This is a genomic window from Paenibacillus provencensis, assembly GCF_042678545.1.
GTDB classification, from domain to species: domain Bacteria; phylum Bacillota; class Bacilli; order Paenibacillales; family Paenibacillaceae; genus Paenibacillus; species Paenibacillus provencensis.
In genome coordinates this window covers 3,043,673-3,069,131 of sequence record NZ_JBHTKX010000001.1, presented here as the reverse complement: position 1 = coordinate 3,069,131, position 25,459 = coordinate 3,043,673, and the positions used below count along the sequence as shown (strand labels likewise).

Below are 25,459 nucleotides of genomic sequence, written 5' to 3'. Positions count from 1 at the left end.
GCAGATATCCGTATGCAGAAGTGGTTTGAGGATGCGAAGCTGGGAATCTTTATTCACTATGGAATTTATGCAGTAGATGGAGTTGCGGAATCATGGTCCTTTTATAACGGACGGATGACTTACGACGAGTACATGAAGCAGCTGAACGGATTTACAGCCTCTCAATATGATGCCGAGGCTTGGGCTGACCTCATTGAGCAATCTGGAGCGAAGTATGCGGTGCTCACGACCAAGCATCATGATGGAGTAGCCCTGTGGGACACGCAGTACAGTGACCTCAATACGGTGAAGAGAACGCCGGCGCGTCGCGACATTGTGCGGGAATATGCTGATGCGATCACGGCTAAAGGATTAAGACTTGGACTTTATTATTCGCTGATTGACTGGTCTCACCCGGATTATCCAAGTGTGTATGAAGGAGGCAAGGTTCCTGAGGACGCGGCTTCTGTCAACAATTATTCTTATCCGGCAAACGGAATTCAGGATGAGGAGAAGTGGACCCGATTTCTTGCATTCAACAATCATCAACTGGAAGAGCTGCTAACCGGATACGGCAAGGTAGACCTGCTGTGGTTTGACGGGGATTGGGAACGGAGCGCGGAGCAGTGGAATCTGCCTGCATTTAAGCAATACCTGCAATCCCTGCAGCCAGAGGTCATCATTAATTCACGTCTTGCGGGACATGGAGATTATAAGACTCCTGAGCAAGGGCTGCCGATGACTCGACCGGAAGGAGCGTGGGAATTCTGTACAACGATCAATTCTTCCTGGGGTTATGTGCCGACGGATCAGCATTACAAATCACTGCATCAGATTGTCCGTATGTTCTGCGACTGTATCTCGATGGGCGGTAATATGCTGCTCGATATTGGACCGAGAGAAGACGGTACCATTGACGACAGACAGGAAGCTATTTTACTCGGGCTGGGAAAATGGATCAGAGCTCACGAGGAAGCGGTATATGGAACAAGAGACGGGATTATGACCCGCTACTACGGGGAAGGGAGTACTCTCTCTGCCGACCGAAAGTCACTTTACTTATTTGTGCATGGAGACCCGAAGGAGAGCATTTGTCTCAAGGGACTGTTGAGTAAAATCAAGAAGGCATCAATACTCCATTCAGGCAAGGAGCTGACACACGAAATTCATGGCGGGGTTCCGTGGTTTCAGATTCCAGGTACAACCTGGATTCATCTGACTCATGAGGATACTCATGAGCTGACTACCGTCGTGAAGCTGGAGTTCGATGAAGAAGTCGAAATGTATGGCGGCTCTGGTGCGGTGGTCACTCACAATTAATTAGGTTAACGGTGCTAAGGCCAGGTTTAAGACACCTCATTATTCTGTTGAGAAAGGAGCTTTATTCTTTAATGGATTCTTTTCAACTGCCCAGCATAGACATTCCGAAATTTCAGCTGCCTGAAGCTATTCAGCAGGTATTGGATAAGGCAGAGCAGGCGCTCTCCCATAGGCCAAAGCTCTCCAAGCTGTTTCGAAACTGTTTCCCGAATACATTGGAGACAACGGTCAAGCTGCTAGATGACGGGACGACGTTTGTTATAACGGGAGACATCCCGGCGTCGTGGCTTCGGGATTCGGTCGAACAGGTCATTCATTATGTACCCTTCGCGAAGGAGGATGCGGATCTTCGAAGAATAATCAGTGGTCTCATTAAGAAGCATGTCGAGTATATTCATCTGGACCCTTATGCCAATGCATTTAATGAATCAGCAAGCGATTGGCATTGGAATACAACTGACATAACCGAAATGTCCCCATGGGTGTGGGAACGCAAATTCGAGATTGATTCTCTCTGCTTCCCGATGCGTCTTGCATACCATTATTGGCAAGAGACAGGGGATACAGCAGTGTATAATGCCGAATTCAAGTCCGCAATGCGAATGATATATGAACTCTTCCGTACCGAGCAGCGTCACGAGGCTCGCTCCCCCTATCGATTTATGCGTCATAACGGGATACCGGAAGATACCCTCGCAAATGAGGGGCTCGGCACGCCGGTGAACTATACGGGGATGGTCTGGTCTGGATTCCGCTCAAGCGATGATGCATGCGATTTTCACTATAACATTCCCGGCAATATGTTTGCGGTTGTGGTGCTCCGCTATATGCAGGAATTTGCAGACCGGATTTACCGGGATGCTAGGTTTGTACAGGAGCTTAAACAGCTTGAAGCCGAAATCAGCCGCGGCATTTCTCTCTACGGTATTTACCGGCATCCAGAGTTTGGCCCGATCTATGCCTATGAGACAGACGGATACGGGAATTACTGTTTGATGGATGATGCGGGTACACCGGGGCTCTTATCTATCCCTTATCTTGGATATTGTACAGCAGACGATCCGGTATATCAGAATACACGGCGATTCGCCCTCTCCAAGGACAATCCGTTCTACTATGAAGGCAACTGTGCCCGGGGAATTGGAAGCCCGCATACACCAGACCAATTTATTTGGCATATGGCGCTGTCTATGCAAGGGATAACCGCTCAATCTGCTGAAGAGAAGCTGACCCTTATTCAAATGCTGGAAGCAACGGACGCGGATACCGGCTATATGCACGAAGGCTTTCATGCCGATGATCCGCACAATTATACGAGATCCTGGTTCGCCTGGTCGAACAGCCTGTTCTCGCAATTCATCTATCAGGCTTGGCAGGATGGAATTCTGGATGAGGAGGGGACATCATGATGCTGAGCGGGGTGCCTGTCCCTCAGATCGAAGAGTATGAACCGAAGCATTATATTTGCCGGCGCGCAAATGGTGAGGCTGTACTTGACGGAAGACTCGACAAGCCATTCTGGAACAAGGCAGCATGGACCGATAAGTTTGTCGATATTGAAGGCGATATCCGTCCCCGGCCCGGTCAAGATACACGAGTGAAGATGCTGTGGGATGATGACTATTTTTATGTAGGGGCTGAGCTGTGGGAGAATCGTATTTGGGCTACGCTGACAGAACGTGACTCGGTCATTTTTTATGATAATGACTTTGAAATTTTTATTGATCCGGACGGAGACAGTCACGGGTACTACGAATTTGAGATCAATGCGCTGAATACGGTGTGGGATTTACTCCTCATCAAGCCTTACCGGGACGGGGGCCCACCGCTGGACAGCTGGGATATGAAGGGACTGAGGACAGCGGTGCATATAGACGGCGAGCTCAACAATCCAGAGGCAGCGAACCGCAAATGGTCTGTTGAAGCAGCTATACCTTGGACCAGTCTGAAGGAATGTGCGAAAGAACACCGCGCTCCGCTTCCGGGTGAGTTCTGGAGAGTGAATTTCTCAAGGGTGGAGTGGCAGACAGAGGTGGTAGGTGGGATTTATAGCAAAGTGATTAATCCTGATACGGGTAAGCCTTACCCCGAGGATAACTGGGTCTGGTCTCCGATGGGGCTGATCAACATGCATTATCCTGAGCTGTGGGGATATGTCGTATTCGCAGATGATGAAGATCCGGGTCAATTTCGTATTTCTCGGGATGAACGAATAAAGTGGGAGCTTAGAAAACTGTACTACCTGCAGCGTAATTTCGCAGAACACAATGGAAGCTATACGGAGGATTTGACACGACTCGGCTGGTCTTCGGACCTGGAACTCGATCCCGAGGTTTATGCAGCGAAGCATTTATTTCAAATTACTGCTGAAGCAGCAGACGGAAGCGGCACGTGGATCATCCGTGAGGATGGAAAACTGTGGAAGGAGTGAAATAGATATGAGTACACAAACCTCGGTGTTTTCACTAACCCGTGAAAGAATGAATGATATTGAGAACCAGCTTCGTATTAAGCAGCAGCTTGTCAGAGCCAGAGCAGATGAGATATTTGCTGTTTTTCAGGAGACGATGACCTTAGAAGAGGAATGGGCGCTGAAGTATGTGTATGCCTACAGCCCGCTGCAGGATCTGGCGGATGTTGCAAGCTCGGTGTTTTTAAGCCATGTGCGGTCCGCATTACGAATCCGGCAGGAAGTTCCGTGGGGTAAGCAGGTCCCGGATGAACTATTTCTGCATTTTGTGCTGCCGGCGAGGGTGAATACCGAGAATATCGAGGATTGCAGGGATATTTTCTATGCAGAGCTTGCTGATCGTACCCGCTCATTATCCATGGCAGACGCCATTCTGGAAACCAATTACTGGTGCTATGAGAAGGCAACTTATATCGGCAGTGATCTGAGAACCGCTTCACCGCTAACTATGATTCGAAGTGCCCGGGGGAGATGCGGTGAAGAATCTACGCTGGCAGTTACTGCACTGCGCAGTATCGGCATTCCTGCTCGTCAGGTATATACACCTCGATGGGCCCATTGCGATGACAATCATGCCTGGGTGGAAGCTTGGGCGGATGGTACCTGGTATTATATTGGTGCATGCGAACCGGAAGCACGCCTTAATCAAGGATGGTTTACACCGCCGGCACGACGCTCGATGCTGATGAACACAAGGGTGCTCGGCAGCTATCACGGTTCAGAGGACATTACGATAGCGAAGCAATGGTACACCGAGTTGAATCTCCTTACGAACTATGCTCCTGCGAAGGAGCTTACGGTTTCAGTCAAGGACCAGGACGGAATGCCGGTGCAGGGAGCGATAGTACGTTTCGAATTATATAACATGGCGGAGTTCTATCCGATTGCAGAGCTTAGGGCAGATGAGAGAGGAGAAGCCTTCTTTAAGACAGGCTATGGGGACCTGCTGATTCGTGCTGTATTCCAGGATCACTGGCAGGAGCGCAAAGTAAGAGTAGCCGAGATGGACAAAGTGGAGCTGATTCTGAATCTTTCCTCTCCACAGGTTCAAGAGAGCGGCGTTGTTGATCTTGATATGGTACCTCCTCCTGAGCTGGCAGGCGAGGTGCTTCCAGAGCTGACGGAACAGGCGGAATCCATGCATCAGGAGCGAATGAAGGAAGGTGCCGCTATTCGTGCAGCGTTTGAAGGCACTTTTGTCACTCAGTCTGAGAGCAGGCTTCTCTCTGAGGAGCTGGGTCTACCGGAGGGAAGAGTATGGGATGTCTTGCAGAAGGCACGCGGCAATGGTCATGAAATTGCCGAATTTCTCAAGGAAAGCGCTCCTGAGCATGGAGAATGGCCCCTCATTCTGCTGGAATCGCTCAACAGCAAGGATTTAATTGATACTTTCCGTCCTGTGCTGCACGAGCATCTGAGAAGTGCTCTTCCTCTTCGAGGTATGCTGCCTGACACCTTGTTCATTCCTTATGTGCTCTGTCCGCGGGTATCTTATGAGATGCTTGGTCTATACAGAGAGCAGTTCCAGGCTGCCTATAACCTGGAAGAGCAAGCCTCCTTCATAAAACGACCTGAGCTTCTGGCCGAACAGCTGAAAGAACAGTATATGTGCTCTGAAGATCTGCCGAATCTGAAAGGAAAAGGCACTGTCGCTGGAACTTACCGCTTGATGGCCGGAGATGAGGACTCCCTCGCTATCCTGTTTGTTGCCCTATGCCGCAGCTTCGGAATTCCGTCTCGTCTGCATCCGAATGAGCACAAACCACAGTATTGGCAAAAAGGGAGCTGGATCTATGCGGATCTAGGCAGTAATGATGAGGTGAGCGAGCGAATCGGATACTTGCATCTTGAATTGGGAGAGTCAGCAGTAGGTACACCGAGTGCTGCTTATTATGAGGATATTTCCATCGCCCGGCTTGTCCATGGGCAATATGTGACCCTGCACTTTCCGTTTGGATCGAAAGACTGGTTTGCAGAACCATTGGAGGTCGAATCGGGCTTCTACCGTATGGTTACGGGCGTACGTCTCAAAGACGGTACGGTGAGGGCAAGGATTACTTACTTTGAGGTGGAGGAAGGCAAAGAAACCGAAGTGACAATCACCTTGCGCAGCAGCGAGGAAGAGATTCCCGTTATAGGGACAGTGAACGACAATTTAGCACTGGATCGGCAGTATGGCACCGCACCCGGTATGAACGATAAGCGACCTGGTACTGCCTGCGGCATTATTGCTGCCTGGATAGAACCAGAGAGAGAACCGACCATGCACTTATTTAAAGAGCTTGCTGACCTTAAGGAGGAACTGGCGGAGCGGAATGTTCCAATCTTATTGATTACAGGCTCTACAGGGAAGCAAATGACCTTGCGAGATGAACAGCTGGAGCAGCTTCCAAGGCAGGTTCATATAGCCGAGGGCGATCCTTCCTCATTGCCTGAGCTGTTTCGGAGTTCTTCCGCCCTCGAGTCTGGGTATCCTCATCTGGTCGTACTGGATGAAGCGAATCAGATCCGATACGCGTCGTCCGGTTACCGTATTGGAGCTGTAAGGGAAGCCATTCAGGTCAGTTCCCAGCTGAACCGACAGCTTCGCGAAGTGAAGCAGACTGGAGGATAAGACGAATGAGCAAAAAATGGATTATTGGATATGTTAGTCACCGTGGACTGAACGAAGTCACAGAAGTAGATCTGGACCGGATGACGCACATCAATATCGCTTTTGGCATCATTCAGGACGGAGTTATTCAGACCAGTCACCTGCATAATATGGAGCAGATTTCTGTTATTAAGGAGAAGCATCCCGAGCTCAAGATCATTCTGTCCGTAGGTGGCTGGAGCTGCGGCGGCTTCTCTGAAGCAGCAGCAACCGAGGAAGGGAGGCTGAAGCTGGCAGCATCAGCTGCCCGCACTGTACAGACCTATTCGTTAGACGGCATAGATCTGGACTGGGAATACCCATGCTATGGTCAGGCAGGCATTGCTGCATCTCCCGCGGACAAGCAGAACTTCACACGGCTGCTGAAATTGATCAGGGAAGAGCTGGATCAGCTGGGTGAACAAGATAGCAGACATTACATGCTGACCATTGCTGCCGGAGCCGATCAATATTATATTGACGGTACGGAGATGGGTCAAATTGAGCCCTATATTGATTATGTGCAGCTGATGACTTATGACATGCGGGGAGGCTTCCAAGTGCTCACCGGGCATCACACCAATCTCTATACTGCGACAGGGGATTTGAATCGTATCAGCACGGATGCTTCGGTGAATATGTTTCACGAGGCAGGGGTTCCGAGGGATAAAATAGTTATTGGAGCCGCGTTCTATTCCCGGAAGTGGACAGGCGTACCGGGGCGGAACAATGGTCTGCACCAGATGGCAGCGACGACAGGAGGATTTGGCCCGGATTATACGGAGTTGTCAGCAGATTATATCAATAATAATGGATACACGAGATATTGGGATGACGAGGCGAGGTCGCCATATTTGTTTAACGGCAACACGTTTATCTCTTACGATGATCCGGAATCCATCACAGCAAAATGTGAGTATGTCATAGGGCAGGGGCTTGCGGGCATCATGTTTTGGGAGTATAAATGCGATGCTTCCCATACACTCCTTGAGACGATGAACGAAGTGCTTAAGAAGTAGAAATTAAGTTTTAAAAAGTATGATCTTAAATTAAAAACAACCGTTCCTAAAGCAAATGGAAGGCCTATCCATGCTATCCTGCTTGTCGGGAACGGTTGTTTTTTGTTGTGGAACAGTGAAGAGCAACTTAAGCAGGTAAAAGCCGTACGTAAAAATGGTATAATTGGAGTTATGCGCAGGGGTCCACATTCTTCAGCATAAGGGGAGACTATAGGTATGGGCTTTAAAATTGATCTATATAAGAATGGAGAACAGTTTAAGGAATTCAGTGGAATTCAGAACCTTCATCGGTACTTAGCAACAATTTCGGATTATAGACCTAGTCAGCTTTATGATCTCATTAATTTCGGCATTGATGAACAGATGCCCTGGTATTTGCATGGCGATAAATATGAGGTAAGAGTAGCTCCTGAAGTACGTGAACAACGAAAGAATCGCAAGACACGTAAATGTGGCACACATGAAAAGATAGACAATGAAGTCGTGATCGTAGGAGCTGGTCAATCAGGATCTTCTTTTACTGGCGAGAAAAAATCTTATAATAAGCTTGTTCGTGATCGAATCCCAACGATTATAGCTTTGAGGGGAGATTCCTGTAGAATTACCGTTCTTGATAAAGAGCAATATAAATCCGAGCTCAGGATTAAGCTTATGGAAGAAATAGAGGAATACTATTTAACAGATCATGATGAAGAGGCTCTTACTGAACTGGCAGATGTGCTGGAAGTCATTATGGCATTGTCAAAGGTACATGGCTCAACACCTGAACAATTGGAGAGCAAAAGGGTGGAAAAGCAAAAACAACGTGGTGGTTTCGAAGATCGGGTGTATTTAATTGATACAACGGTGCATTAAGCGACATCCTGAATTTCGCTGAGGAGGTGATTCAAATATTCAATTCAAAGGACAAGAAGGATCGTAATCCGATGCTGGCAAAGCTAGAGGCAGTGCTGACCGTGGTTGCCTTTATCATGCTGGTTATTGGTTTCATTAACTCGGGGTTCTCACTTGGATGGTTCTTTGTCGTGATGGCGTTGGTGTATGTAATTCGATACATAGAGTATAGAAGATGGACAGCCATTGTTTCGTTCATACTGCTCGCAGTGGGTGCGGCCGCACTATTTTTTATCGGAAGTTAGGTTTACTACAGAAACAGCTCATTATGAATGAGCTGTTTCTTCATTATAAGAGCTTGCATAGTGCGTAACGTCTACACAGATATGGGGACGAGTGTGGAGCAGTGTTTGATCTCATGGAAAGGAACGGTAACGATGCCTCCACGATACTTTAACCGAAGCTTCATTTGACCCATATTCAAACTTACGATACCGGAATAAGTAGATCCGTCCGTTAGAGATAAGTGTACATTGTATCTTTTTCGTTCGGCCTTTCGTAGTTCTTGAATCATATGGATTCCTCCATTCGCGCATGCTTTAGTTCATAATAACTATGTCGGTAGAAGGGAGAGAAAAATGAAGATTTATTTTTGGAATCGCTTACTTACTATTAAATCATTTTCGCTCATATGAATCAGTATGACTAAAGGCCTAATAAAAATACCTGTGTAGAAGGAGAATTTATAACGATTTGAGTATGAAGAGGAGATGAATTCAGGTGCATAGAGGAATTGAAAAATGAATACATTATTCATTCTGCGAGAAACCACAAATCCCCTGCAACTTATTTTACAGGGGGCTTGTGTATTTTAATTCTGTTAACAAGAAATTGATTTCCCTTTCGGGTCTAGAACAAAACGGTTGTGCGGCCGCCCTTGATCTCAACAGGCTGTTCGTCCAGCAGCACCCATACGCTCGCAGCAGAAGGATTATACACAAGATGCTGATCAGCCGAGAATCTCAGATTCTTATACGCATTCACATAATCAACGATTTCAATATTTGTCGCATACCAGATGTCATCGCGTCCAGCTATGTATTTGCTAAATTCTTCGATAACATGCCAGTTGTCCTGATCATCAAACTCATAGCTGTGACCCCAGACATACATTAGGTGAATGTTCTTCCGCGGCAGGGAAACGAAGGTCTCTGCATGCTGCATCAGGTTCTGGTTATGGTGGCAGGTCGCCTTCCATTCAAGAAAATTCTCGGGCAGCTGATAACCGCCCGTCGTTTGTACGACACGTGCATATTCAATGCCGAACACGGGGAGCATCTCAATAATCTCCTGGCTATAGGAGCCGTTAGGGTAAGACATGCCTCTGACAGGATAACCAAACAGTCCTTCGAGGTTTCTGCGGTCATCCATAATCTCATAGAGCACCTGCTCTCTGGGACAGCGGGCAATGGATGGATGCGTTACGGTATGTACGGATACTTCATGGCCCTGATATACTTCCTTTGATTCGTTCTCTGTCAGACGGGCACGATATCTTGTATCGCCGAACATTCCCGAATTAATATGAAATGTACCTTTGAGACCATTCTCATTAAAAATAGCGGCTAGCCGCCGATCGGAGACGACACCGTCATCATAGCTCAACGTTAGCGCTTTCAATTTACCTTCTGGATAACAGCTGAGAATTTTAGGCATGAATTCAATGAACCCCTTCCAATAAATGTAATCCAGTTCTTCTTTCAGTGTACCATAGTTTAAAACAAGCCAGATATGCAAAAATCAGTGGATAAACATTAAACAGCCCTCCTAAACGACAGTTCAGGCGGGCTGCTATATCACCATTTATTTGGTTTGTTCTGCATATTTCTTATTGATCACTTGATGATCTTCACTGCCCGAGGTGAAGCCGGTCACTTCCGTGATGGCAGCTTCAATTCCTTTGGCCTTGATCAGATTCTGCAATTCGAGCGATTGCGGATCCTGGGGATTGTCATAATGGAAAGCCGCAGCAATACCTGTCAGAAGCGCCTCATGCGGAAGTCCATATTCAATCGCCATATTTGCCGGACCTACGAGACGATCAGCCGCTCCGAGCTTACGAAGAGGCTCACGTCCTACACGGATAACTTCATCCCGAATATAAGGGTTTTTGAAGCGATTCTCGATCTTGTCGATGTATTTGTAATGCTCATCCTTATCAAACCCATGCTTCTTGATCAGAGCTTCGCCGCTTTCTTCCATCGCCTGGCGAACAACCGAGCGGATGGTCTCGTTATTGATGCTCTCCTCGATCGTTTCCGTTCCTGCCAAGAACCCGAGATAAGCCGTGATGGCATGACCTGTGTTCAAGGTGAACAGCTTACGCTGCACATAAGCCAGCAGGTTGTCCGTCAGCTTCATTCCTGGAATATGAGTTGTGTCTCCCTTGAGGGAAGGCTCTTCTACGATCCATTCATAGAAGGATTCCACGCCGACATCCAGTATATTCTCTCCTTCATAAGGAGGCACGATCCGGTCTACAGAGCAGTTGGCAAAGCCGACATGTTCATCCGCATAAGCTCTTGCTTCAGCAGACAGATGAGTATACACCTGCTCCTTCAGATGACTGCTTGCACCCACCATATTCTCACAGGCGATGATATTGAGTGTGCCTTGTCCGGAAGAACGGCGAGCTTCAATACCAGCAGCCAAGGTTGAGGCGATGATCTTCAATACATTAGGTCCTACCGCCGTCGTAATGATGTCGGCATCTTCAATCGTTTGTACAATGTCAGGTCCATTCGACAATACGCCGGATACATTGGTAATCGTCTCTTGTCTTTGTTCCAGATCAAGGATGTGGATCTGGTAGCTCTTCTTGTTGTTCAGTTCATTGATCATTTCTTCGTTAATATCGGCAAAAACGACATGATAATCTGCCTGGGAGAGAAGGGCGCCAATAAAGCCGCGCCCGATATTCCCTGCCCCAAATTGTATTGCTTTTTTCATTGTGATTCCCGCCTTTATATAAAGAGTTGCATTTCTTTAAGTCTTATACCCCGAAAGTGTTGTACAGTTCGTCTGGATTTGTAACTTTGGCGAGTCTTGTAACCGTAGATTCATCCTCGATGGCCTCAGCAATTTTGGTGAGAATCTGCAGATGCTCTCGGCCTGCTCCAGCAATACCGATGACGAGATATGCAGTTCCGCCTTCAAATTCGACACCTTCTGGATACTGATGGATGACGATTCCGCTCGTCTTGATCTCCTTCTTCGCGTCTCCTACACCATGAGGGATGGCTACACCGTTGCCTATATACGTCGTTGCTACACCTTCCCGCTCAATCATGGCATCCACATAATGCGGCTGCACATATCCGGCGGAGACGAGGGATTCACCCGCACGGCGGATCGCATCCTCTTTGCTTACAGATGGAAGCTGAAGAACGATATTTTCTTTGCGAAGTACACCACTGCTATCGGCTTCACCGTTAGTCTCTGCGGTCACGGAATCTTCAGGGAAGGTCTTATCCAGACTTTCCACCACATCTTCCTGTGCATATTCCGGAACAGGAGAAGTTTCAGGTTGTTCTGCCTTTGCTTTCAGATCCTCAATCAGTTTATCGTAAATCGGATTGTTCACAAAATTATCGATAGAGACGTGTACTGCATTTGGCGCTTTGGCCTTCGCTCTCGGTGTTAAATTCTGCTGTGTGACTACAAGGTCTGCGTCAAGCGGAATATTTTCGATTGCTGTGTTGGTCACTTCAATGGCAAGACCCGCATTCTTCACTTTCTTACGGAAGGAAGTAGCGCCCATTGCGCTTGATCCCATACCAGCATCACATGCAAAAATAATTTTGTTGATTTGTGCTTTATTATTCAAATCAGCAGTACCAGTCGTGTTATTCGGGCTGATGCCTTTACTGCTGTTCTTCAGGTCAGATACGGCTTCCTTAGCCTTATCGAGATCCTCGTCTGTCGCAGCAGATCTGCGAAGGAAGAGGGAGGATAGCAGGAAGGAAACAACGGTTGCCACAAGCACACCTGCAATGACCGGAATGTAGCCTCCTTTTGGAGACATGAGCATAAGAGCAATGATACTGCCCGGTGACGCGGCCGCAATAAGTCCTGCATCGAGCAGGCTGAAGGTAAATACCCCTGCCATGCCGGATACGATAACAGATACAAACATAATTGGCTTCATCAAAACATAAGGGAAGTATACTTCATGAATACCACCAAAGAAATGAATGATGGCAGCACCTGGTGCAGAGCCTTTGATGGAGCCTTTACCAAAGATCGAATAGGCCAGCAGAAGTCCAAGACCAGGGCCTGGATTCGCTTCGAGCAGGAACATAATGGATTTACCATACTCCCCCGCCTGCTGAATTCCGATCGGGCTGAGTATTCCATGGTTAATCGCGTTGTTCAAGAACAGGATTTTGGCCGGCTCGATAAAGATCGATACGAGCGGGAGCAATCCCCAGTTCAGAATTGCATCCACACCGGATGCAAGCAGATCAGTAAAGGCGGATACGACAGGACCGACACCGTAGAATCCTGCAATGGCCAGCAGCATACCGATAATACCTGCGGAGAAGTTATTGACGAGCATTTCAAATCCAGATGGAGTCTTGCTCCCAATATACTTGTCGAATTGTTTAATAATATAACCACCAAGCGGACCCATAATCATGGCACCAATAAACATAGGGATTTCCGCACCAACGATAACCCCCATTGCCGCTATAGCGCCAAGCACACCGCCGCGATGATCATGAATCGCTTTACCCCCGCTATAGGCAATAAGCAGAGGCAGCAGGTATTTGATCATAGGATCTACAAGAGAAGCCAGATCTGCGTTAGGGAGATAACCCGCCTCAATGAAGAGAGCCGTCAGGAAGCCCCAGGCAATAAATGCACCGATGTTCGGCATAACCATAGCGCTAAGGAAGCGGCCGAACTTCTGTGTGGCCTGTTTGACACCTCCGGTCTTCTTCGGAGCCGGAGCGCTTTGTTCGAGAGTACTCATAATTGTTCAACCTCCATTGTATACTGTTCTATTTTTCTTAAATACAGGTCTTTCATAATGCCCTGGATTTCCAGGTTCAATACTGCAGACGTTCCGTCTGTCAGACGTACAGCAAAGCCCGGGCGGTCAATGAGTGACTTGCTGACTTCGCTTGCTGCCTCAAGGTATGTTCGGTCACTGCCGCGCGGAGCGAGCAGCACGATAGCTGCGGACAAATGTGCCCCCTTATCCGAACCATAAGTGATCGGCTTGGTGAAACGGAGAAAACTCAGTGTCAGCTTAGAAATGACGGTTGAGCGGCAATGAAGCAGGAAGATACCTTCCCGGGACAGAATGGTCTCACCCAGCTTCTCTCTTTCGTGCAGCTCTCGGATCAACTGGGTCTTCCCGGCTTCATCCTTGGCATAATTCCCGGCGATTCCCTCAATCAGTTCATCAATCGAACCAAAGTAAGCTCCATCCTGGATCACGAGGTTATTCAGGAGATCCTGAATGCCTTCAATCAGCATTTTTTGCTTCTGCAGTGTGTCAGCGAGTGAAGCCGAGGACTCCTTCTTCAGCGGGACTCGGTCCGTGTGTGGTGTAGTATCCTCGAGCATAGTTCTTACTTTCTCGATGTCTCTATCACCAAGTAAGGGTGACACGCGCACGACAGGCAGCCTGCTAACAAGATCTACTGTCGTGATGATGAGGTCAACCTGTTCTTCATAGCTTTTCGTTTCAGCAGCAGATACAACAGCAGCAATATGCAGCGTCGGGAATTCCTTGCGAATTCGGGTTTGGAGCAGGCTGGAAGTTCCAATTCCACTTGCGCAGACGACCAGTACCTTTAAAGAATTCTTCATGTATTTGGCTTCTGCATATTCCAGCATGGCTCCGAGATGAAGAGCGATATAGCCGATTTCGGCATCAGGGATAGGTAGCCCCACATATTCTTCAAGCACTTTGGAACAATGATGTGCAATATCGTATACGCTTGTATATTGCTCCTTAATCTGTCCAAGCAGCGGATTGCGTATATCCAACCCCAGCTTTAACCGTTCAACAGCGGGACCAAGATGGTTAATGAAGCCAAAGAATAGTCGGCTGTTGCTCTTCAGCTCAAGACCGGTCAGAGCTTCCGCCTTTTTCAGAATATCTCGTGCCAGCCGTACAAGCTCAAAGCTGACATTTTCATAGTCCGTTTCCTTTTCGGCATCGAGCTTAATCTCCGCACCTTTTAAATGCATCGTAATATAGCCGGTTTCATCCTCGGGAATCGTCAGGGAAAAAGCGTCCTCAAGCCGATTCACCAGTGTTTGAGCAGCTGAGAATGAAGGATGACGCTTCAATTCATGAAGCACCTGAGGCGGAATCGTAATCCGTTGTCCTGATCTCATTCGTTCGATAGCAAGTGCAAGATGAACGGCAAGGCCGATAAAGGCACTGTCGGTCAGCTTCAATTGCATATGCTGCTCCAGGTCGGTTAGATATTTCTCCAGCTGCACAATCGTACTTTCTTCAACCAGGTTAAGGAGTCGATTTCGAATATGAGACTGCACTTTACTCATATTGTCTTCATTTTCTTTATCCCGATCCCTAATTAGGTGAATGAGTTCATATTCGTTCAAATGCTCATGCAGCAGGTGGATCAGGGCGGTACGAACATCTTTTTCATTCCCTTCGACATAGACACCGTAGCCCGGTTTACGAACGAGCTCGATATTGAAGCCGCTGAGCCATTCCTCAATCCGATCCAGATCATGGCTGAGCGTTCCTTCCGTTACTTTAAACCTGGAAGCAAAGGCATACAGCTTAATCGGCCCAGAAGCAAGGAGCAGCTCGGATATGATAAAGTAGCGGCGCTCGTCTCTTGAGAAGGAAGGACTTACCGATATCGAATCCATCTCGGCCTCAAGTGTGGCGAGAGCATCACTGTCCCCCTCGAGCATGATCCCATAGCCGGGCTTACGCGTCAGGGTTACTCCTTGTTCATCTAGCCACTCTTCAGTAAGGGGAAGTTCGCGTTTAATCGTTCGTTCACTGACATCAAGTGCATCTGACAGCTCACGAACGGTGATAAAACGGCTGGGAGAAGCTAGAAGAAACCTTACGATCAGCACGGTCCGCTTACTGGGCTTCTCCATACCTTCACGCTCCTTTCCTGTTTATGCAGCTGATGAAGACAATTACCACTATTTTGAAAACGGTATCATTAACCGACTGGAAATATAATAACGAAGCTAGCTAAGCTGCTAACCCAAATTTTAAGGAAAGATTATCTTAATATCAAAGAAAAGATGGCCTGTTTTGTCCTCTTGTCACAAGGGCCATCTTTAAATAGTATTCTTCGATTTACATAAAACATTCATTTATAAGCTTTATATGAGAGTTTAAGGAAGAGTATATAAAGATATTACGAAAATGAGGCGTTTTTGAAACAGAAGATGTTATTCTATGTAAGGAATTTGCATGATCTAATGTAAGAAGAGGCAGCTGAACCCTATTTATAGAGGGAATATACGCTAGATCTCAAAAAAACGATCTCTTTCGACTAAGGCAACACGGAGAGAGAAGGAGCGATACCATTCCTTTTTGCCTCGTTCCTGTGCGAGCTGATGCACTGAGTGCTCTTTCCAAGCACGAATGGATTCGAGATCCTTCCAGTAGGATACTGTGATTCCCAGCTCTTGATCCCGGGCCGCTTCAACACCAAGAAAGCCGGGCTGACGTGAAGCAAGCTCTACCATTTTGTCCGCCATAATGCCGTACCCGTTATCCCCTTCTGTACGCTTGGAGGAGAAGATCACGGCATAGTAAGGCGGTTGAAACTGCGCTCTAGGTAAGTCCATGAATTCAATGCTCCTTTTTATGTAAATTTCTATTTCTATATAACATTCTATAGCATACAACATTCTGCTTTATACAGCGATAGGAGCAGGCCGACATTTTTACACCGAGATAACACCATCTATCGAATTGAAAAAGTAACTAAAATTTATGACATCTTAAAATGAGGAGGGTTTTAAATTATGGATATGAGTTCTGTTCGTTCCATCTGCCCTGTTTGCGGCGGGGAATTAAAAATTTTGAAGCACAGCATCTCTTGCAAATGCGGCAGCCGGATGAAAGGGATTGTAGGGAAAGCACGAGTACAGAAGGTAGGCTGACAATGAATGATGGAGACACGGAGGCACTCATAAGGATATGAGTGTCTTTTTTTATGGTGTAATTTGGCTGTTAATAGAAAGAAGAAATGAGGGCTGCTACCGTGTCTGAAGAAGAACAGGAGCGACTTAGAGATATTTATGGACTGGAAGAGCCAGTTCCGACTAACGATTCGATTCTATCCTTTATAGGGGATTGTGGTGCAAGCTTTGCAATGGATCTGAATGTCTCTGAACTGGCACAGTATATAAAGTATATCTTCACCATGCTTTTTTACATTTTCTAGTCAGCACACCGTCAAAAAAAGGCCATTTTTTCATTGATCTCAATTCGTTCATCTTTTCCTTCTAAACCGACGTAGTACTCTCTGTTTTAATACACAAGTGTGCAAGCAGCCGGTTTCTGCTAAAATAGAATCCGACTATATTTCCTAACTATTCAGTTGATTTTGGAATATCATTTAAACAGGAAGACATTGATCCCAGGGAATGGGTTCGCTGGATTATGATTATGCTGACGCTTGCTTTTTAAATAAGGTAGTCTTATTCTGCTGCTGTATCCTTATCTTTTTGTATAGGCGTTCCGTACTGCTCGGAACGCTGAATCAGTTCAACAGCCTTTTTCATTAGCGAGCTTATAAAATTGATTCGAAACAGCAAGTTTTTGAAAATATTGAGCGAGTTAGCTCAAGCATTTGCAGGTGAACCTCTATTATACTCTAGTTAGCACATAATCCTGTTTCATCGGAAACAGACAAATAGGGAGGATTCTATGCCGGATATGCTCGTTAAGCTGTATGATTTGCCTGAAGTGGAAGGAAGAGCCAGCTACGAACAGCAAACAGGGGTAACGATCCGCCGGGCTATTGCACCGGAGAAGCATGTTGTAAGTGAATGGGTCGGAGCTCATTTTGGAAAGGGCTGGGTAAGTGAATGCGAGGTTGCGTTCGCCAGATCGCCAATTACATGTCTTATTGCCGTCGAGAACGGCAAGCTGCTCGGATTTGCGTGTTACGATGCAACGGTTAAAGGTTTCTTTGGACCGACTGGAGTCGACGAACACGAACGTGGCCGCGGAATCGGCAAAATGCTGCTGCTCTATGCTCTCGACTATATGAAGCAAGATGGATACGGTTATGCGGTGATCGGAGGAGCAGGACCTGTAGATTTCTATGCCACAACAACGGGAGCCACTGTTATTGAAGGCTCAGTACCCGGTGTATATAAGGGAATGCTGTCCTAGCAGGGAGTATGTTGCTGCATACATATGATTTAAGTTCTTGATGCCTTGTGCTAAACCTCGATATTTCGGGGTTTAGCACAAGGTGTATTTTATTTTGCTAGACTCTGACCGTTGGTCATGCCCGTAAATACAATATTCCAATGATCCAGTTCATTCTCTCCTCTCTGGTCCTAAGACCAAGAAGTAACTTAATTACTTTTTCATTATTCTTGGTCCTAAAATCCAGATTAAGGAAGAGGACAACTAGCCAATACTTAAGACAAGAGTGAACTACTGGGAGAGGGAGTTGTAATAATACCCATCTGATCCTCAGTATGGGGTAAAAATAATTAGCACCTGGTACTAGGACATGTTATAATAACCCAAACACATGGTCACGAAGGAGAAGATGAGTGTGAATTATGAACATTGGGTTGCCCCTGAACTATATAATATGACTTCCGAAATGGAACAGCATCGAGAGGATAAGATCGCACTGAGATGCCTGGATGAACAGGGTCAATACGAAGAGATCACATATGGAGCGCTGATCAAGAAGGCGAATCAGATTGCCGGCGGACTGGAGAGTCTTGGTCTTATCAAGGGTGATCGCGTTCTGGTCATGGTACCTCGAAGAGTCATCGCCTATGCTATATATATCGCTTGTCTCAAGCTGGGTCTGGTTATCATCCCTTCGTCAGAAATGCTGCGAGCGAAGGATTTGTCTTACCGTCTGGATCATTCCAAAGCCAGGGCTGTTATTGCATGGTCTGCCATTGCCGATGAAGTAGACAGAATTGAAGAGCCGCTGCCTGCCCTTGATTTCCGCATTGCGGTATCGGCTGAGGAAGGAGAGCAGCAGGAAGGCTGGTCCATGCTCAGTGAGCTGATGGAGAATCAGCCTGAAGTGCGTCCTGCTGTGGAAACGCACCGAGACGACATTGCAATTCTGACCTATACCTCGGGTACGACGGGCAATCCCAAAGGAGTTGTGCATACGCACGGCTGGGGTTACGCCCATTTACGCATTACTGCGCCATGGCTTGATATTCAGCCGGAGGACACAGTGTGGGCGACGGCAGCACCAGGATGGCAGAAATGGATCTGGAGTCCGTTCTTATCTGTACTCGGACATGGAGCAACCGGGTTTGTATTCAGCGGCTCCTTTGATTCTTCCCATTACCTCAGACTGCTGCAGGAATACCGGATTAATGTCCTCTGCTGTACTCCAACGGAGTACCGATTGATGGCCAAATCCGATGGTCTGGAGAAATATGACCTGTCTGCACTGCGCAGTGCAGTATCGGCTGGTGAACCGCTGAATCTGGAAGTCATCAGCACCTTTGAACGTTATTTCAACATTACGATTCGCGACGGTTATGGACAGACGGAAAGTACGCTGCTTATCGGGAACCTGAAGGGAATGCCATTCCGCAAAGGTGCGATGGGACAGTCGATCTCGCCAGGACTTGTACAAGTGGTGGATGACGAAGGTCAGCCAGTAGCACCAGGCACGGTTGGAAATATTGCGGTTCATATCGAAATGCCTGCCTTGTTCCGCAGCTACTATTTGGATCCGGAACGCAAGCCGGCAAATACACTCGGAGAGTATTTCATCACCGGCGATCGGGCAAGCCTCGATGAAGAGGGTTATTTCTGGTTTGAAGGCCGAGGAGATGACATTATTATCAGCTCAGGCTATACGATTGGCCCATTCGAGGTGGAGGAAGCCTTGATGAAGCATTCTGCCGTGAAGGAATGCGCGGCGGTGGCGAGCCCGGATGAGACCCGCGGAAATATTGTCAAAGCCTTTATCGTATTGAAAGATGGTATGGAAGGCTCAGATGAGCTTGTTAAGGAGCTGCAGCAGCATGTGAAGAGCATTACCGCTCCTTACAAATATCCACGCCGGATTGAGTTTATCTCGGATCTTCCCAAGACGAGCTCAGGCAAGATCCGCCGGATTGAGCTGAGAGAACTGGAGAAGCAAAGAGCGCAGAAGTAATGTCAGCTGAATCTTTAGCACGTGGAAGCTGTTCAAGTGTGTAGTCACTTGGACAGCTTTTTTTGCTAAGATAAGGTTGATGCAGACCCTGCACAATTGGTGCAGCTTAAGTCGGGAGAGTCTGCCTCTTCTCCTGTATTCTAAATGCGAAGGAGGAAGCTATAGTGGGTATGGATTTTCTTGCAGGCATGAACCGTGCGATGGAATATATGGAAGAGCATCTAGTGGATGAGCTGGATTATAAACAGGCAGCAAGGGCAGCAGGCTGTTCAGAATATCATTTTAAGCGGATGTTTTCCTTCCTCGCTGGTCTTCCGATATCCGAATATATTCGGCGCAGAAGGCTGACTCTGGCAGGGCAGGAATTGATGGAGGCGAAGCCGGGGCTGAGAATTATTGATATTGCTCTAAAATATGGATACAACTCGCCAGATTCCTTCACCCGTGCTTTTCACAGCATGCATGGCATGCTGCCGTCGGAAGTCCTCCAAGCGGAAAAAAATATCAAAGCCTATCCCAAGCTGAGCTTCTTCTTGTCAATTAGAGGAGGAGAAGAAATGAATTATCGAATCGTAGAGAAAGAGGCTTTTCGCATTGTAGGGCTGTATAAGCGGGTTCCTATCGTCTTTCACGGTGTTAATCCAGAGATTGCTTCCATGTGGAGCCAGCTTAATGAACAACGTATTACAGAACTTAAGGCATTATCCAACATAGAGCCTGTAGGCTTGATCAGTGCCTCAACGCAATTCTCCGAAGGAAGAATGGAGGAGCAGGGAGAGCTGGATCATTATATTGGAGCAGCGACAACGCTCGCACCGCCTTTCCATTATCATGTGCTTGAAGTTCCTGCCTTGACCTGGGCTGTGTTTGAAGCGGTGGGGAATTTTCCGGATAAGCTGCAGGAAGTTTGGGGCAGGATTTATGCGGATTGGTTCCCTTCCTCTAATTATGAAGCGGCGCAAGGACCAGAGATTCTGTGGAATGAGAGTAAGGATACCTCCTTACCGAACTATCGCAGCGAGATCTGGATTCCTGTTGTCAAAAAATTGTAAGCTCAACATATGCTCAGAATGAAGCATCAGAATGAACTAGTCATGCCGAATAACCGTAACCTACTCAGGGTGCGGTTATTTTTTTACTTATGGAGAGGTAGAGAAGAATCAATCTACGTTATAATATACATATGAGTGTTTTTTTGGAGTAATCAGTGAATCGTCGGAGGAATGTACATGGCTCTTATATTCAGTTATTTGCGGAAGTACCGGGTAGCGGCAATCGCAGCGTTGTTCATGCTGCTGCTTGAGCTCATGGTTGAGCTGATTCAGCCCTATCTGATCCAGAAGATTATTGATGACGGTATTCAGCAGGAGAATATGTCCGTAGTGTGGACGTGGGGAGGTGTGCTGCTGATCAGTGCCTTCATTGCGTTCGCTGCCGGGATCTCAAGCTCGTTCTATGCCGCCCATGCAAGCCAAGGCTTTGGAGCAGATCTTCGGGAATCGCTGTACAAGAAGGTACAGTCATTCTCTTACGCTGTATTCAACCGATTCGCAACATCTTCGCTGATTATCCGGCTGACAGGGGATATCACCCAGCTGCAGGACACGGTGTTTATGGGGCTGCGGTTTGCGACCCGTGTTCCGCTCGTCGTGATCGGAAGCGTCATCATGGCACTGGTTGTCAACGTGAAGCTGGGATTGTTTCTGGCGGTTACCGTGCCTGTGCTGCTGCTGTTTATTTTTTACATCATGAAAAAAGTGTCGATCATGTTCCGGGCAGTTCAGAACAGATTGGATGAAGTCAATGGCGTTGCGCAGGAGAATTTGATCGGCATTCGTTTAATCCGGGTGTTCGTCCGCATGGGACATGAGATTGAGCGGTTCGGACGCTCGATACGCCAATTGATGACTTCAACGATGGCCGCCCAGCGTTTCGCAGAAACGACGATGCCGTTCATCATGCTAGTCATGAATGCAAGCATTCTGACCATTCTGTGGTTTGGCAGAAATGATATTAACGTCACGGGTGATGCGACGATGGGAGAGGTTGTAGCAGTCATCAATTATGCGGTAAGAACGATGGGTTCCTTATCCATGCTCTCCTGGATCGTAGCTACATTATCGCGGGCAAGTGCATCGCGTCACCGGATTAGTGAGGTACTTGATACGGATCGGACAGGTTTCGATTCTGTTCAGGAAGGGAACGGAAGCGGTACGACAAAAATATCAAAAGAAGGCAATAACTCTGCCGTGACACAAAGTGTGCAGTACGAGCAGGTAAGCTTCAGTTATCCGGGAAGTGACCTTCATGTGCTGGAGAAAGTGTCTTTTGAAGCGAAGGCCGGGGAGCGTATTGCGATTATGGGAGCAACCGGCTCAGGCAAAACATCTCTTGTACAGCTGCTCCTTCGTTTATATGACCCGGATGAAGGCATGATCCGTATAGACGGGAAGAATATTAAGCAATATCCGGTGGATGATCTGCGCGGCTTCATCGGGTATGTTCCCCAGGAAGCGGTACTCTTCACTGGCAGTGTTAAGGAAAATATTGCGTGGGGGAATCCGCAGGCAAGTGCGGAGGAAGTGAAGGAAGCGGCGTGTAAAGCTCAGATCCATCAAACGATTGAGTCGCTCGCAAGCGGATATGATACGATGCTTGGCCAGCGTGGAGTCAACTTGTCGGGTGGGCAGAAACAGCGCTTGTCCATTGCAAGGGCCCTTGTCCGGAATCCACAAATTCTTATTCTGGATGACAGTACGAGTGCACTCGATGTCAAGACAGAGGCAGCTCTTCTAGATGAACTGTCCGAGCTGTCGTGCACGACGTTCCTCATCACCCAGAAGATTTCGTCAACCTTGTCGGCGGATCTGATTCTGCTGCTGGATGAAGGAAGATTGATAGCACAAGGGACACATCAAGAGCTTCTGCAGAATTCAGAATTATATAGACGCATATATGAATCACAATTCGGACAGGAGGCCAAGCATGCTTAAACAACTGGTGGAACCCTTTCGTCAGCCGCCTTCTGAGGTGCTCAAGGACAAAGCAGCGTTCGAAAAGGGACCGGCTAAGAAGACAGCCAAGGCCAAGGATTGGTCCTGGACGCTGAAGCGAATATGGTCCTATCTGGCGAAGAGACGGCTTAAGCTTACTCTGATTCTATTTATGGTCGTTCTTACTTCCGCTCTTGCCCTGCTCGGCCCATACCTGATTGGTGTTGCTATAGATACTTATCTTGTGGGAGAGGCGGGTCAAGAATGGATTTACTTCCTGTGTGCACTAGGGGCGGTGTATCTGATTCACCCAATCTTTGCCTTTTTGCAAAGCATATGGATGATCGAGGTCGCACAGGAGACGATCTACCGTATGCGGTTTGATCTATTCACCCACTTGCACCGGCTGCCTATTCCGTTCTTCGGCAAACGGCAGCAAGGAGAAATTATGAGCCGGCTCACGAATGATATTGAGAATGTCAGTGCAACGCTGAACGGGTCCATTATTCAGGTGACTTCAAGTATCCTTACATTGGTAGGGGTGGTGACAGTTATGCTGACACTTAGTCCACTGCTCACTTTGCTTACATTTATCGTCGTTCCGCTGATGGTGCTCGGCATGCGCTGGATTACCCGCCGGACAGGTCCTTTATTCAAGGAGCGTCAGCGTAATCTCGGTGATCTGAACGGTTACATAGAGGAGACGTTATCGGGACAGCGGATCATCAAGGCTTTCTCTCAGGAAGAACGTGTGATTACCTCCTTCCAGGAGAAAAATGATAAGATCAGACTCTCGGGCTTCTGGGCGCAGACGATATCTGGGTTTATTCCGAAGCTGATGAACAGCCTGAACAATCTGAGCTTTGCCATTATTGCCGGTATCGGCGGAATCATGGTCATTAACGATATGATTACGATCGGCGTGATCATTATCTTTGCAGAATATGCGCGCCAGTTTACCCGTCCGCTTAATGATCTCGCGAATCAGTGGAATACCGTTCTCTCTGCCATCGCAGGGGCCGAGCGTGTGTTTGAGGTCATGGATGAGGATGAGGAAATTAAGGACGAGGTCGGTGCTGAGAAGCTGAATCATGTTGAAGGTGCTGTAAGATTTGAGCAAGTGTCCTTTGGTTATGAGGAAAAAAGGGCAACACTGCAGGACATATCCTTCTCTGCCAAGCCGGGAGAGATGGTCGCGCTTGTGGGTCCAACCGGAGCTGGCAAAACAACACTGATTCAGCTGATCTCGAGATTTTACAACCCGGATCAAGGGGAGATCTCGGTCGATGGACAGGATGTAACCAAGGTATCGCGAGAGAGTCTTCGTTCTCATATGTCTTTTGTACTCCAGGAATCCTTCTTGTTCGAAGGTACGATCAGGGAAAATATTCGTTATGGCCGGCTAAATGCTACCGACGAAGAGGTGGAGGAAGCTGCCAAGCTGGCGAATGCGCATTCCTTTATTACCCGGCTTAAGAAGGGCTATGATCAAGTGCTGAGTGCGGACGGCAGCGGTATCAGCCAGGGACAGAAGCAGCTGCTCGCCATAGCCCGCGCCATGCTGGCCAATCCGGCGATCATTGTACTCGATGAAGCAACAAGCAGTATTGACACCGTGACCGAGATCAAAATTCAGGAAGGTCTTGCAAGGCTCATGCAAGGCAGAACCAGCTTCGTTATTGCCCACCGCTTGAATACAATTCGCCAGGCGGACAAAATATTAGTGCTGAAGGATGGGCGCTTGATCGAACAGGGCTCGCATGATGAGCTTCTTGCCGCAGAAGGATTTTACAGTGACCTGTTCCACAGTCAAATTAAGAAAGAGGCCATAACATAGATATAGCAAGAATGACAGTATGGAGGTAAAGCTATATGGGAGCATTAACACTGGATCAAGTGATGAGCACCCTTGAGGAATTGGGGACAGAGCAGACCAAGAAGACCTTCCTGCGACATGGGGCTCGCGAGCCCTTTTTCGGCGTCAGAGTGGGTGACATGAAGAAAAAGCTCGTGAAGGATGTGAAGAAGGATCAGGAGGTTGCGCAGTCCTTATTTAGCACGGGGAATAGTGATGCGATGTATTTGGCAGGTCTTACCGTGAATCCGAAGCTGGTCTCGAAGGAGATGCTTGAAGCTTGGGTGCAGCAGGCTTACTGGTACATGATTGCAGAGTATCCTGTGGCTTGGCTGACTGCAGAGAGTCCCTTTGCCACAGAACTGGCGATGAAGTGGATTCAATCGGAGGAAGAGATGATTGCGACAGCCGGCTGGAGCACCTATGCCAACTATGTATCCATCACACCGGATGATGAGCTTGATCTGGATGAACTGGCTGGTTTGCTGGAGCTTGTAAGATCGACTGTACACGAGGAACAGAATTGGGTGAGGTCGGTCATGAATGGCTTTGTCATCAGCGTGGGGAGCTATGTCCAGCCACTCCATGAACAGGCGATGAATGTAGCACACCAGATTGGAAAGGTCCATGTGGATGTTGGGAATACGGCTTGTAAAATACCTCTGGCAGAGGAGTATATCCGCAGAGTGGAAGAGAAAGGCAAGCTGTTCAAGAAACGCAAAACCTGTATCTGTTAACACAGCAGATCACACCATATAAGGGCTCATGAATAACGGCTTCCGCAGAACCTATCGCGGGGCCGTTATTTTTTGCCTTTTCATAATCATGTCTTTAACTAGCTCAGATTTACCCATTTTATGCGTTTTAAAGCAGATATAACAAAAATTATTAAAAATGTATTGAATTCATAAAGCTCCTTCATTACAATAAGAGCAACTACCATACTAGT

At 47.5% G+C, this 25,459-nt stretch carries 21 protein-coding genes; 15 read left to right on the top strand and 6 right to left on the bottom strand.

What is annotated here, in order from left to right; translation table 11 throughout:
- Positions 1 to 12: 12 nt before the first annotated feature.
- The 7 genes from ACFQ3J_RS14820 to ACFQ3J_RS14790 all read left to right on the top strand — a co-directional run bounded on the left by ACFQ3J_RS14820 (position 13) and on the right by ACFQ3J_RS14790 (position 8,559).
- Positions 13 to 1,299, top strand: a complete 1,287-nt coding sequence (locus ACFQ3J_RS14820) for an alpha-L-fucosidase (protein ID WP_251582396.1) — start codon at positions 13 to 15, stop codon at positions 1,297 to 1,299.
- A gap of 71 nt (positions 1,300 to 1,370) precedes the next feature.
- A complete protein-coding gene (locus tag ACFQ3J_RS14815) occupies positions 1,371 to 2,708 on the top strand; it encodes a glycoside hydrolase family 125 protein (RefSeq protein WP_251582394.1) in 1,338 nt (445 codons plus the stop codon).
- Complete coding sequence (locus ACFQ3J_RS14810) at positions 2,705 to 3,730, top strand: carbohydrate-binding family 9-like protein (RefSeq protein ID WP_379293097.1); 1,026 nt, start codon at positions 2,705 to 2,707, stop codon at positions 3,728 to 3,730. The genes ACFQ3J_RS14815 and ACFQ3J_RS14810 overlap by 4 nt, the downstream gene beginning before the upstream one ends.
- Before the next feature lie 7 nt (positions 3,731 to 3,737).
- Positions 3,738 to 6,383 (top strand): transglutaminase-like domain-containing protein, encoded by a 2,646-nt coding sequence (locus ACFQ3J_RS14805; protein ID WP_251582390.1) that lies wholly within the window; start codon positions 3,738 to 3,740, stop codon positions 6,381 to 6,383.
- A 5-nt stretch (positions 6,384 to 6,388) separates the two neighbouring features.
- Positions 6,389 to 7,420, top strand: a complete 1,032-nt coding sequence (locus tag ACFQ3J_RS14800; RefSeq protein ID WP_251582388.1) for a glycoside hydrolase family 18 protein — start codon at positions 6,389 to 6,391, stop codon at positions 7,418 to 7,420.
- Positions 7,421 to 7,906: 486 nt separating this feature from the next.
- The gene (locus ACFQ3J_RS14795; protein WP_251582765.1) at positions 7,907 to 8,275 is read left to right on the top strand and encodes a nucleoside triphosphate pyrophosphohydrolase; all 369 of its coding nucleotides are present in this window, start codon (positions 7,907 to 7,909) and stop codon (positions 8,273 to 8,275) included.
- Between the two features lie 71 nt (positions 8,276 to 8,346).
- Positions 8,347 to 8,559, top strand: coding sequence for a hypothetical protein (locus tag ACFQ3J_RS14790; protein ID WP_091153375.1), 213 nt, complete (start codon positions 8,347 to 8,349; stop codon positions 8,557 to 8,559).
- A 71-nt stretch (positions 8,560 to 8,630) separates the two neighbouring features.
- Here ACFQ3J_RS14790 and ACFQ3J_RS14785 read toward each other — a convergent pair whose 3' ends face one another.
- The 6 genes from ACFQ3J_RS14785 to ACFQ3J_RS14760 all read right to left on the bottom strand — a co-directional run bounded on the left by ACFQ3J_RS14785 (position 8,631) and on the right by ACFQ3J_RS14760 (position 16,120).
- Complete coding sequence (locus ACFQ3J_RS14785; protein WP_091153377.1) at positions 8,631 to 8,828, bottom strand: hypothetical protein; 198 nt, start codon at positions 8,826 to 8,828, stop codon at positions 8,631 to 8,633.
- A 335-nt stretch (positions 8,829 to 9,163) separates the two neighbouring features.
- Positions 9,164 to 9,970 (bottom strand): polysaccharide deacetylase family protein, encoded by an 807-nt coding sequence (locus tag ACFQ3J_RS14780; RefSeq protein WP_251582385.1) that lies wholly within the window; start codon positions 9,968 to 9,970, stop codon positions 9,164 to 9,166.
- A gap of 147 nt (positions 9,971 to 10,117) precedes the next feature.
- The gene (locus ACFQ3J_RS14775; RefSeq protein WP_091153380.1) at positions 10,118 to 11,263 is read right to left on the bottom strand and encodes a mannitol-1-phosphate 5-dehydrogenase; all 1,146 of its coding nucleotides are present in this window, start codon (positions 11,261 to 11,263) and stop codon (positions 10,118 to 10,120) included.
- A 43-nt stretch (positions 11,264 to 11,306) separates the two neighbouring features.
- A complete protein-coding gene (locus tag ACFQ3J_RS14770) occupies positions 11,307 to 13,289 on the bottom strand; it encodes a PTS mannitol transporter subunit IICBA (protein ID WP_285850049.1) in 1,983 nt (660 codons plus the stop codon).
- Positions 13,286 to 15,415, bottom strand: a complete 2,130-nt coding sequence (locus ACFQ3J_RS14765; protein WP_251582383.1) for a BglG family transcription antiterminator — start codon at positions 15,413 to 15,415, stop codon at positions 13,286 to 13,288. The genes ACFQ3J_RS14770 and ACFQ3J_RS14765 overlap by 4 nt, the downstream gene beginning before the upstream one ends.
- Positions 15,416 to 15,793: 378 nt before the next feature.
- Entirely contained in the window at positions 15,794 to 16,120 is a 327-nt protein-coding gene (locus ACFQ3J_RS14760; protein WP_251582381.1) for an antibiotic biosynthesis monooxygenase family protein, read from the bottom strand.
- A gap of 180 nt (positions 16,121 to 16,300) precedes the next feature.
- Between ACFQ3J_RS14760 and ACFQ3J_RS14755 the strand changes: the two genes are divergently transcribed.
- The 8 genes from ACFQ3J_RS14755 (at position 16,301) to ACFQ3J_RS14720 (ending at position 25,247) form a co-directional block, all read left to right on the top strand.
- The gene (locus tag ACFQ3J_RS14755) at positions 16,301 to 16,438 is read left to right on the top strand and encodes a hypothetical protein (RefSeq protein WP_205053989.1); all 138 of its coding nucleotides are present in this window, start codon (positions 16,301 to 16,303) and stop codon (positions 16,436 to 16,438) included.
- Positions 16,439 to 16,539: 101 nt separating this feature from the next.
- A complete protein-coding gene (locus ACFQ3J_RS14750) occupies positions 16,540 to 16,722 on the top strand; it encodes a hypothetical protein (protein WP_251582379.1) in 183 nt (60 codons plus the stop codon).
- Positions 16,723 to 17,207: 485 nt separating this feature from the next.
- The gene (locus ACFQ3J_RS14745; RefSeq protein ID WP_251582377.1) at positions 17,208 to 17,678 is read left to right on the top strand and encodes a GNAT family N-acetyltransferase; all 471 of its coding nucleotides are present in this window, start codon (positions 17,208 to 17,210) and stop codon (positions 17,676 to 17,678) included.
- A 433-nt stretch (positions 17,679 to 18,111) separates the two neighbouring features.
- On the top strand, positions 18,112 to 19,662 hold the full coding sequence (locus tag ACFQ3J_RS14740; RefSeq protein ID WP_251582763.1) for an acyl-CoA synthetase: 1,551 nt from the start codon (positions 18,112 to 18,114) through the stop codon (positions 19,660 to 19,662).
- Positions 19,663 to 19,832: 170 nt separating this feature from the next.
- A complete protein-coding gene (locus ACFQ3J_RS14735; protein WP_251582762.1) occupies positions 19,833 to 20,714 on the top strand; it encodes an AraC family transcriptional regulator in 882 nt (293 codons plus the stop codon).
- 177 nt (positions 20,715 to 20,891) lie between these two features.
- Positions 20,892 to 22,655 (top strand): ABC transporter ATP-binding protein, encoded by a 1,764-nt coding sequence (locus ACFQ3J_RS14730; RefSeq protein ID WP_251582375.1) that lies wholly within the window; start codon positions 20,892 to 20,894, stop codon positions 22,653 to 22,655.
- Complete coding sequence (locus ACFQ3J_RS14725) at positions 22,648 to 24,492, top strand: ABC transporter ATP-binding protein (RefSeq protein WP_251582373.1); 1,845 nt, start codon at positions 22,648 to 22,650, stop codon at positions 24,490 to 24,492. The genes ACFQ3J_RS14730 and ACFQ3J_RS14725 overlap by 8 nt, the downstream gene beginning before the upstream one ends.
- A gap of 35 nt (positions 24,493 to 24,527) precedes the next feature.
- Positions 24,528 to 25,247, top strand: a complete 720-nt coding sequence (locus tag ACFQ3J_RS14720) for a DNA alkylation repair protein (RefSeq protein ID WP_251582372.1) — start codon at positions 24,528 to 24,530, stop codon at positions 25,245 to 25,247.
- Positions 25,248 to 25,459 lie beyond the last annotated feature (212 nt).

Excerpts from the sequence above, each read along its gene's own strand:
- ACFQ3J_RS14790 (WP_091153375.1), top strand. The coding sequence starts at position 8,347 with ATGCTGGCAAAGCTAGAGGCAGTGCTGACCGTGGTTGCCTTTATCATG.
- ACFQ3J_RS14785 (WP_091153377.1), bottom strand. The coding sequence starts at position 8,828 with ATGATTCAAGAACTACGAAAGGCCGAACGAAAAAGATACAATGTACAC.
- ACFQ3J_RS14805 (WP_251582390.1), top strand. The coding sequence starts at position 3,738 with ATGAGTACACAAACCTCGGTGTTTTCACTAACCCGTGAAAGAATGAAT.
- ACFQ3J_RS14740 (WP_251582763.1), top strand. The coding sequence starts at position 18,112 with ATGACTTCCGAAATGGAACAGCATCGAGAGGATAAGATCGCACTGAGA.
- ACFQ3J_RS14720 (WP_251582372.1), top strand. The coding sequence starts at position 24,528 with ATGGGAGCATTAACACTGGATCAAGTGATGAGCACCCTTGAGGAATTG.
- ACFQ3J_RS14730 (WP_251582375.1), top strand. The coding sequence starts at position 20,892 with ATGGCTCTTATATTCAGTTATTTGCGGAAGTACCGGGTAGCGGCAATC.
- ACFQ3J_RS14800 (WP_251582388.1), top strand. The coding sequence starts at position 6,389 with ATGAGCAAAAAATGGATTATTGGATATGTTAGTCACCGTGGACTGAAC.
- ACFQ3J_RS14815 (WP_251582394.1), top strand. The coding sequence starts at position 1,371 with ATGGATTCTTTTCAACTGCCCAGCATAGACATTCCGAAATTTCAGCTG.
- ACFQ3J_RS14780 (WP_251582385.1), bottom strand. The coding sequence starts at position 9,970 with ATGCCTAAAATTCTCAGCTGTTATCCAGAAGGTAAATTGAAAGCGCTA.
- ACFQ3J_RS14745 (WP_251582377.1), top strand. The coding sequence starts at position 17,208 with ATGCCGGATATGCTCGTTAAGCTGTATGATTTGCCTGAAGTGGAAGGA.
- ACFQ3J_RS14810 (WP_379293097.1), top strand. The coding sequence starts at position 2,705 with ATGATGCTGAGCGGGGTGCCTGTCCCTCAGATCGAAGAGTATGAACCG.
- ACFQ3J_RS14725 (WP_251582373.1), top strand. The coding sequence starts at position 22,648 with ATGCTTAAACAACTGGTGGAACCCTTTCGTCAGCCGCCTTCTGAGGTG.
- ACFQ3J_RS14820 (WP_251582396.1), top strand. The coding sequence starts at position 13 with ATGCAGAAGTGGTTTGAGGATGCGAAGCTGGGAATCTTTATTCACTAT.
- ACFQ3J_RS14770 (WP_285850049.1), bottom strand. The coding sequence starts at position 13,289 with ATGAGTACTCTCGAACAAAGCGCTCCGGCTCCGAAGAAGACCGGAGGT.
- ACFQ3J_RS14765 (WP_251582383.1), bottom strand. The coding sequence starts at position 15,415 with ATGGAGAAGCCCAGTAAGCGGACCGTGCTGATCGTAAGGTTTCTTCTA.
- ACFQ3J_RS14755 (WP_205053989.1), top strand. The coding sequence starts at position 16,301 with ATGGATATGAGTTCTGTTCGTTCCATCTGCCCTGTTTGCGGCGGGGAA.
- ACFQ3J_RS14735 (WP_251582762.1), top strand. The coding sequence starts at position 19,833 with ATGGATTTTCTTGCAGGCATGAACCGTGCGATGGAATATATGGAAGAG.
- ACFQ3J_RS14775 (WP_091153380.1), bottom strand. The coding sequence starts at position 11,263 with ATGAAAAAAGCAATACAATTTGGGGCAGGGAATATCGGGCGCGGCTTT.
- ACFQ3J_RS14760 (WP_251582381.1), bottom strand. The coding sequence starts at position 16,120 with ATGGACTTACCTAGAGCGCAGTTTCAACCGCCTTACTATGCCGTGATC.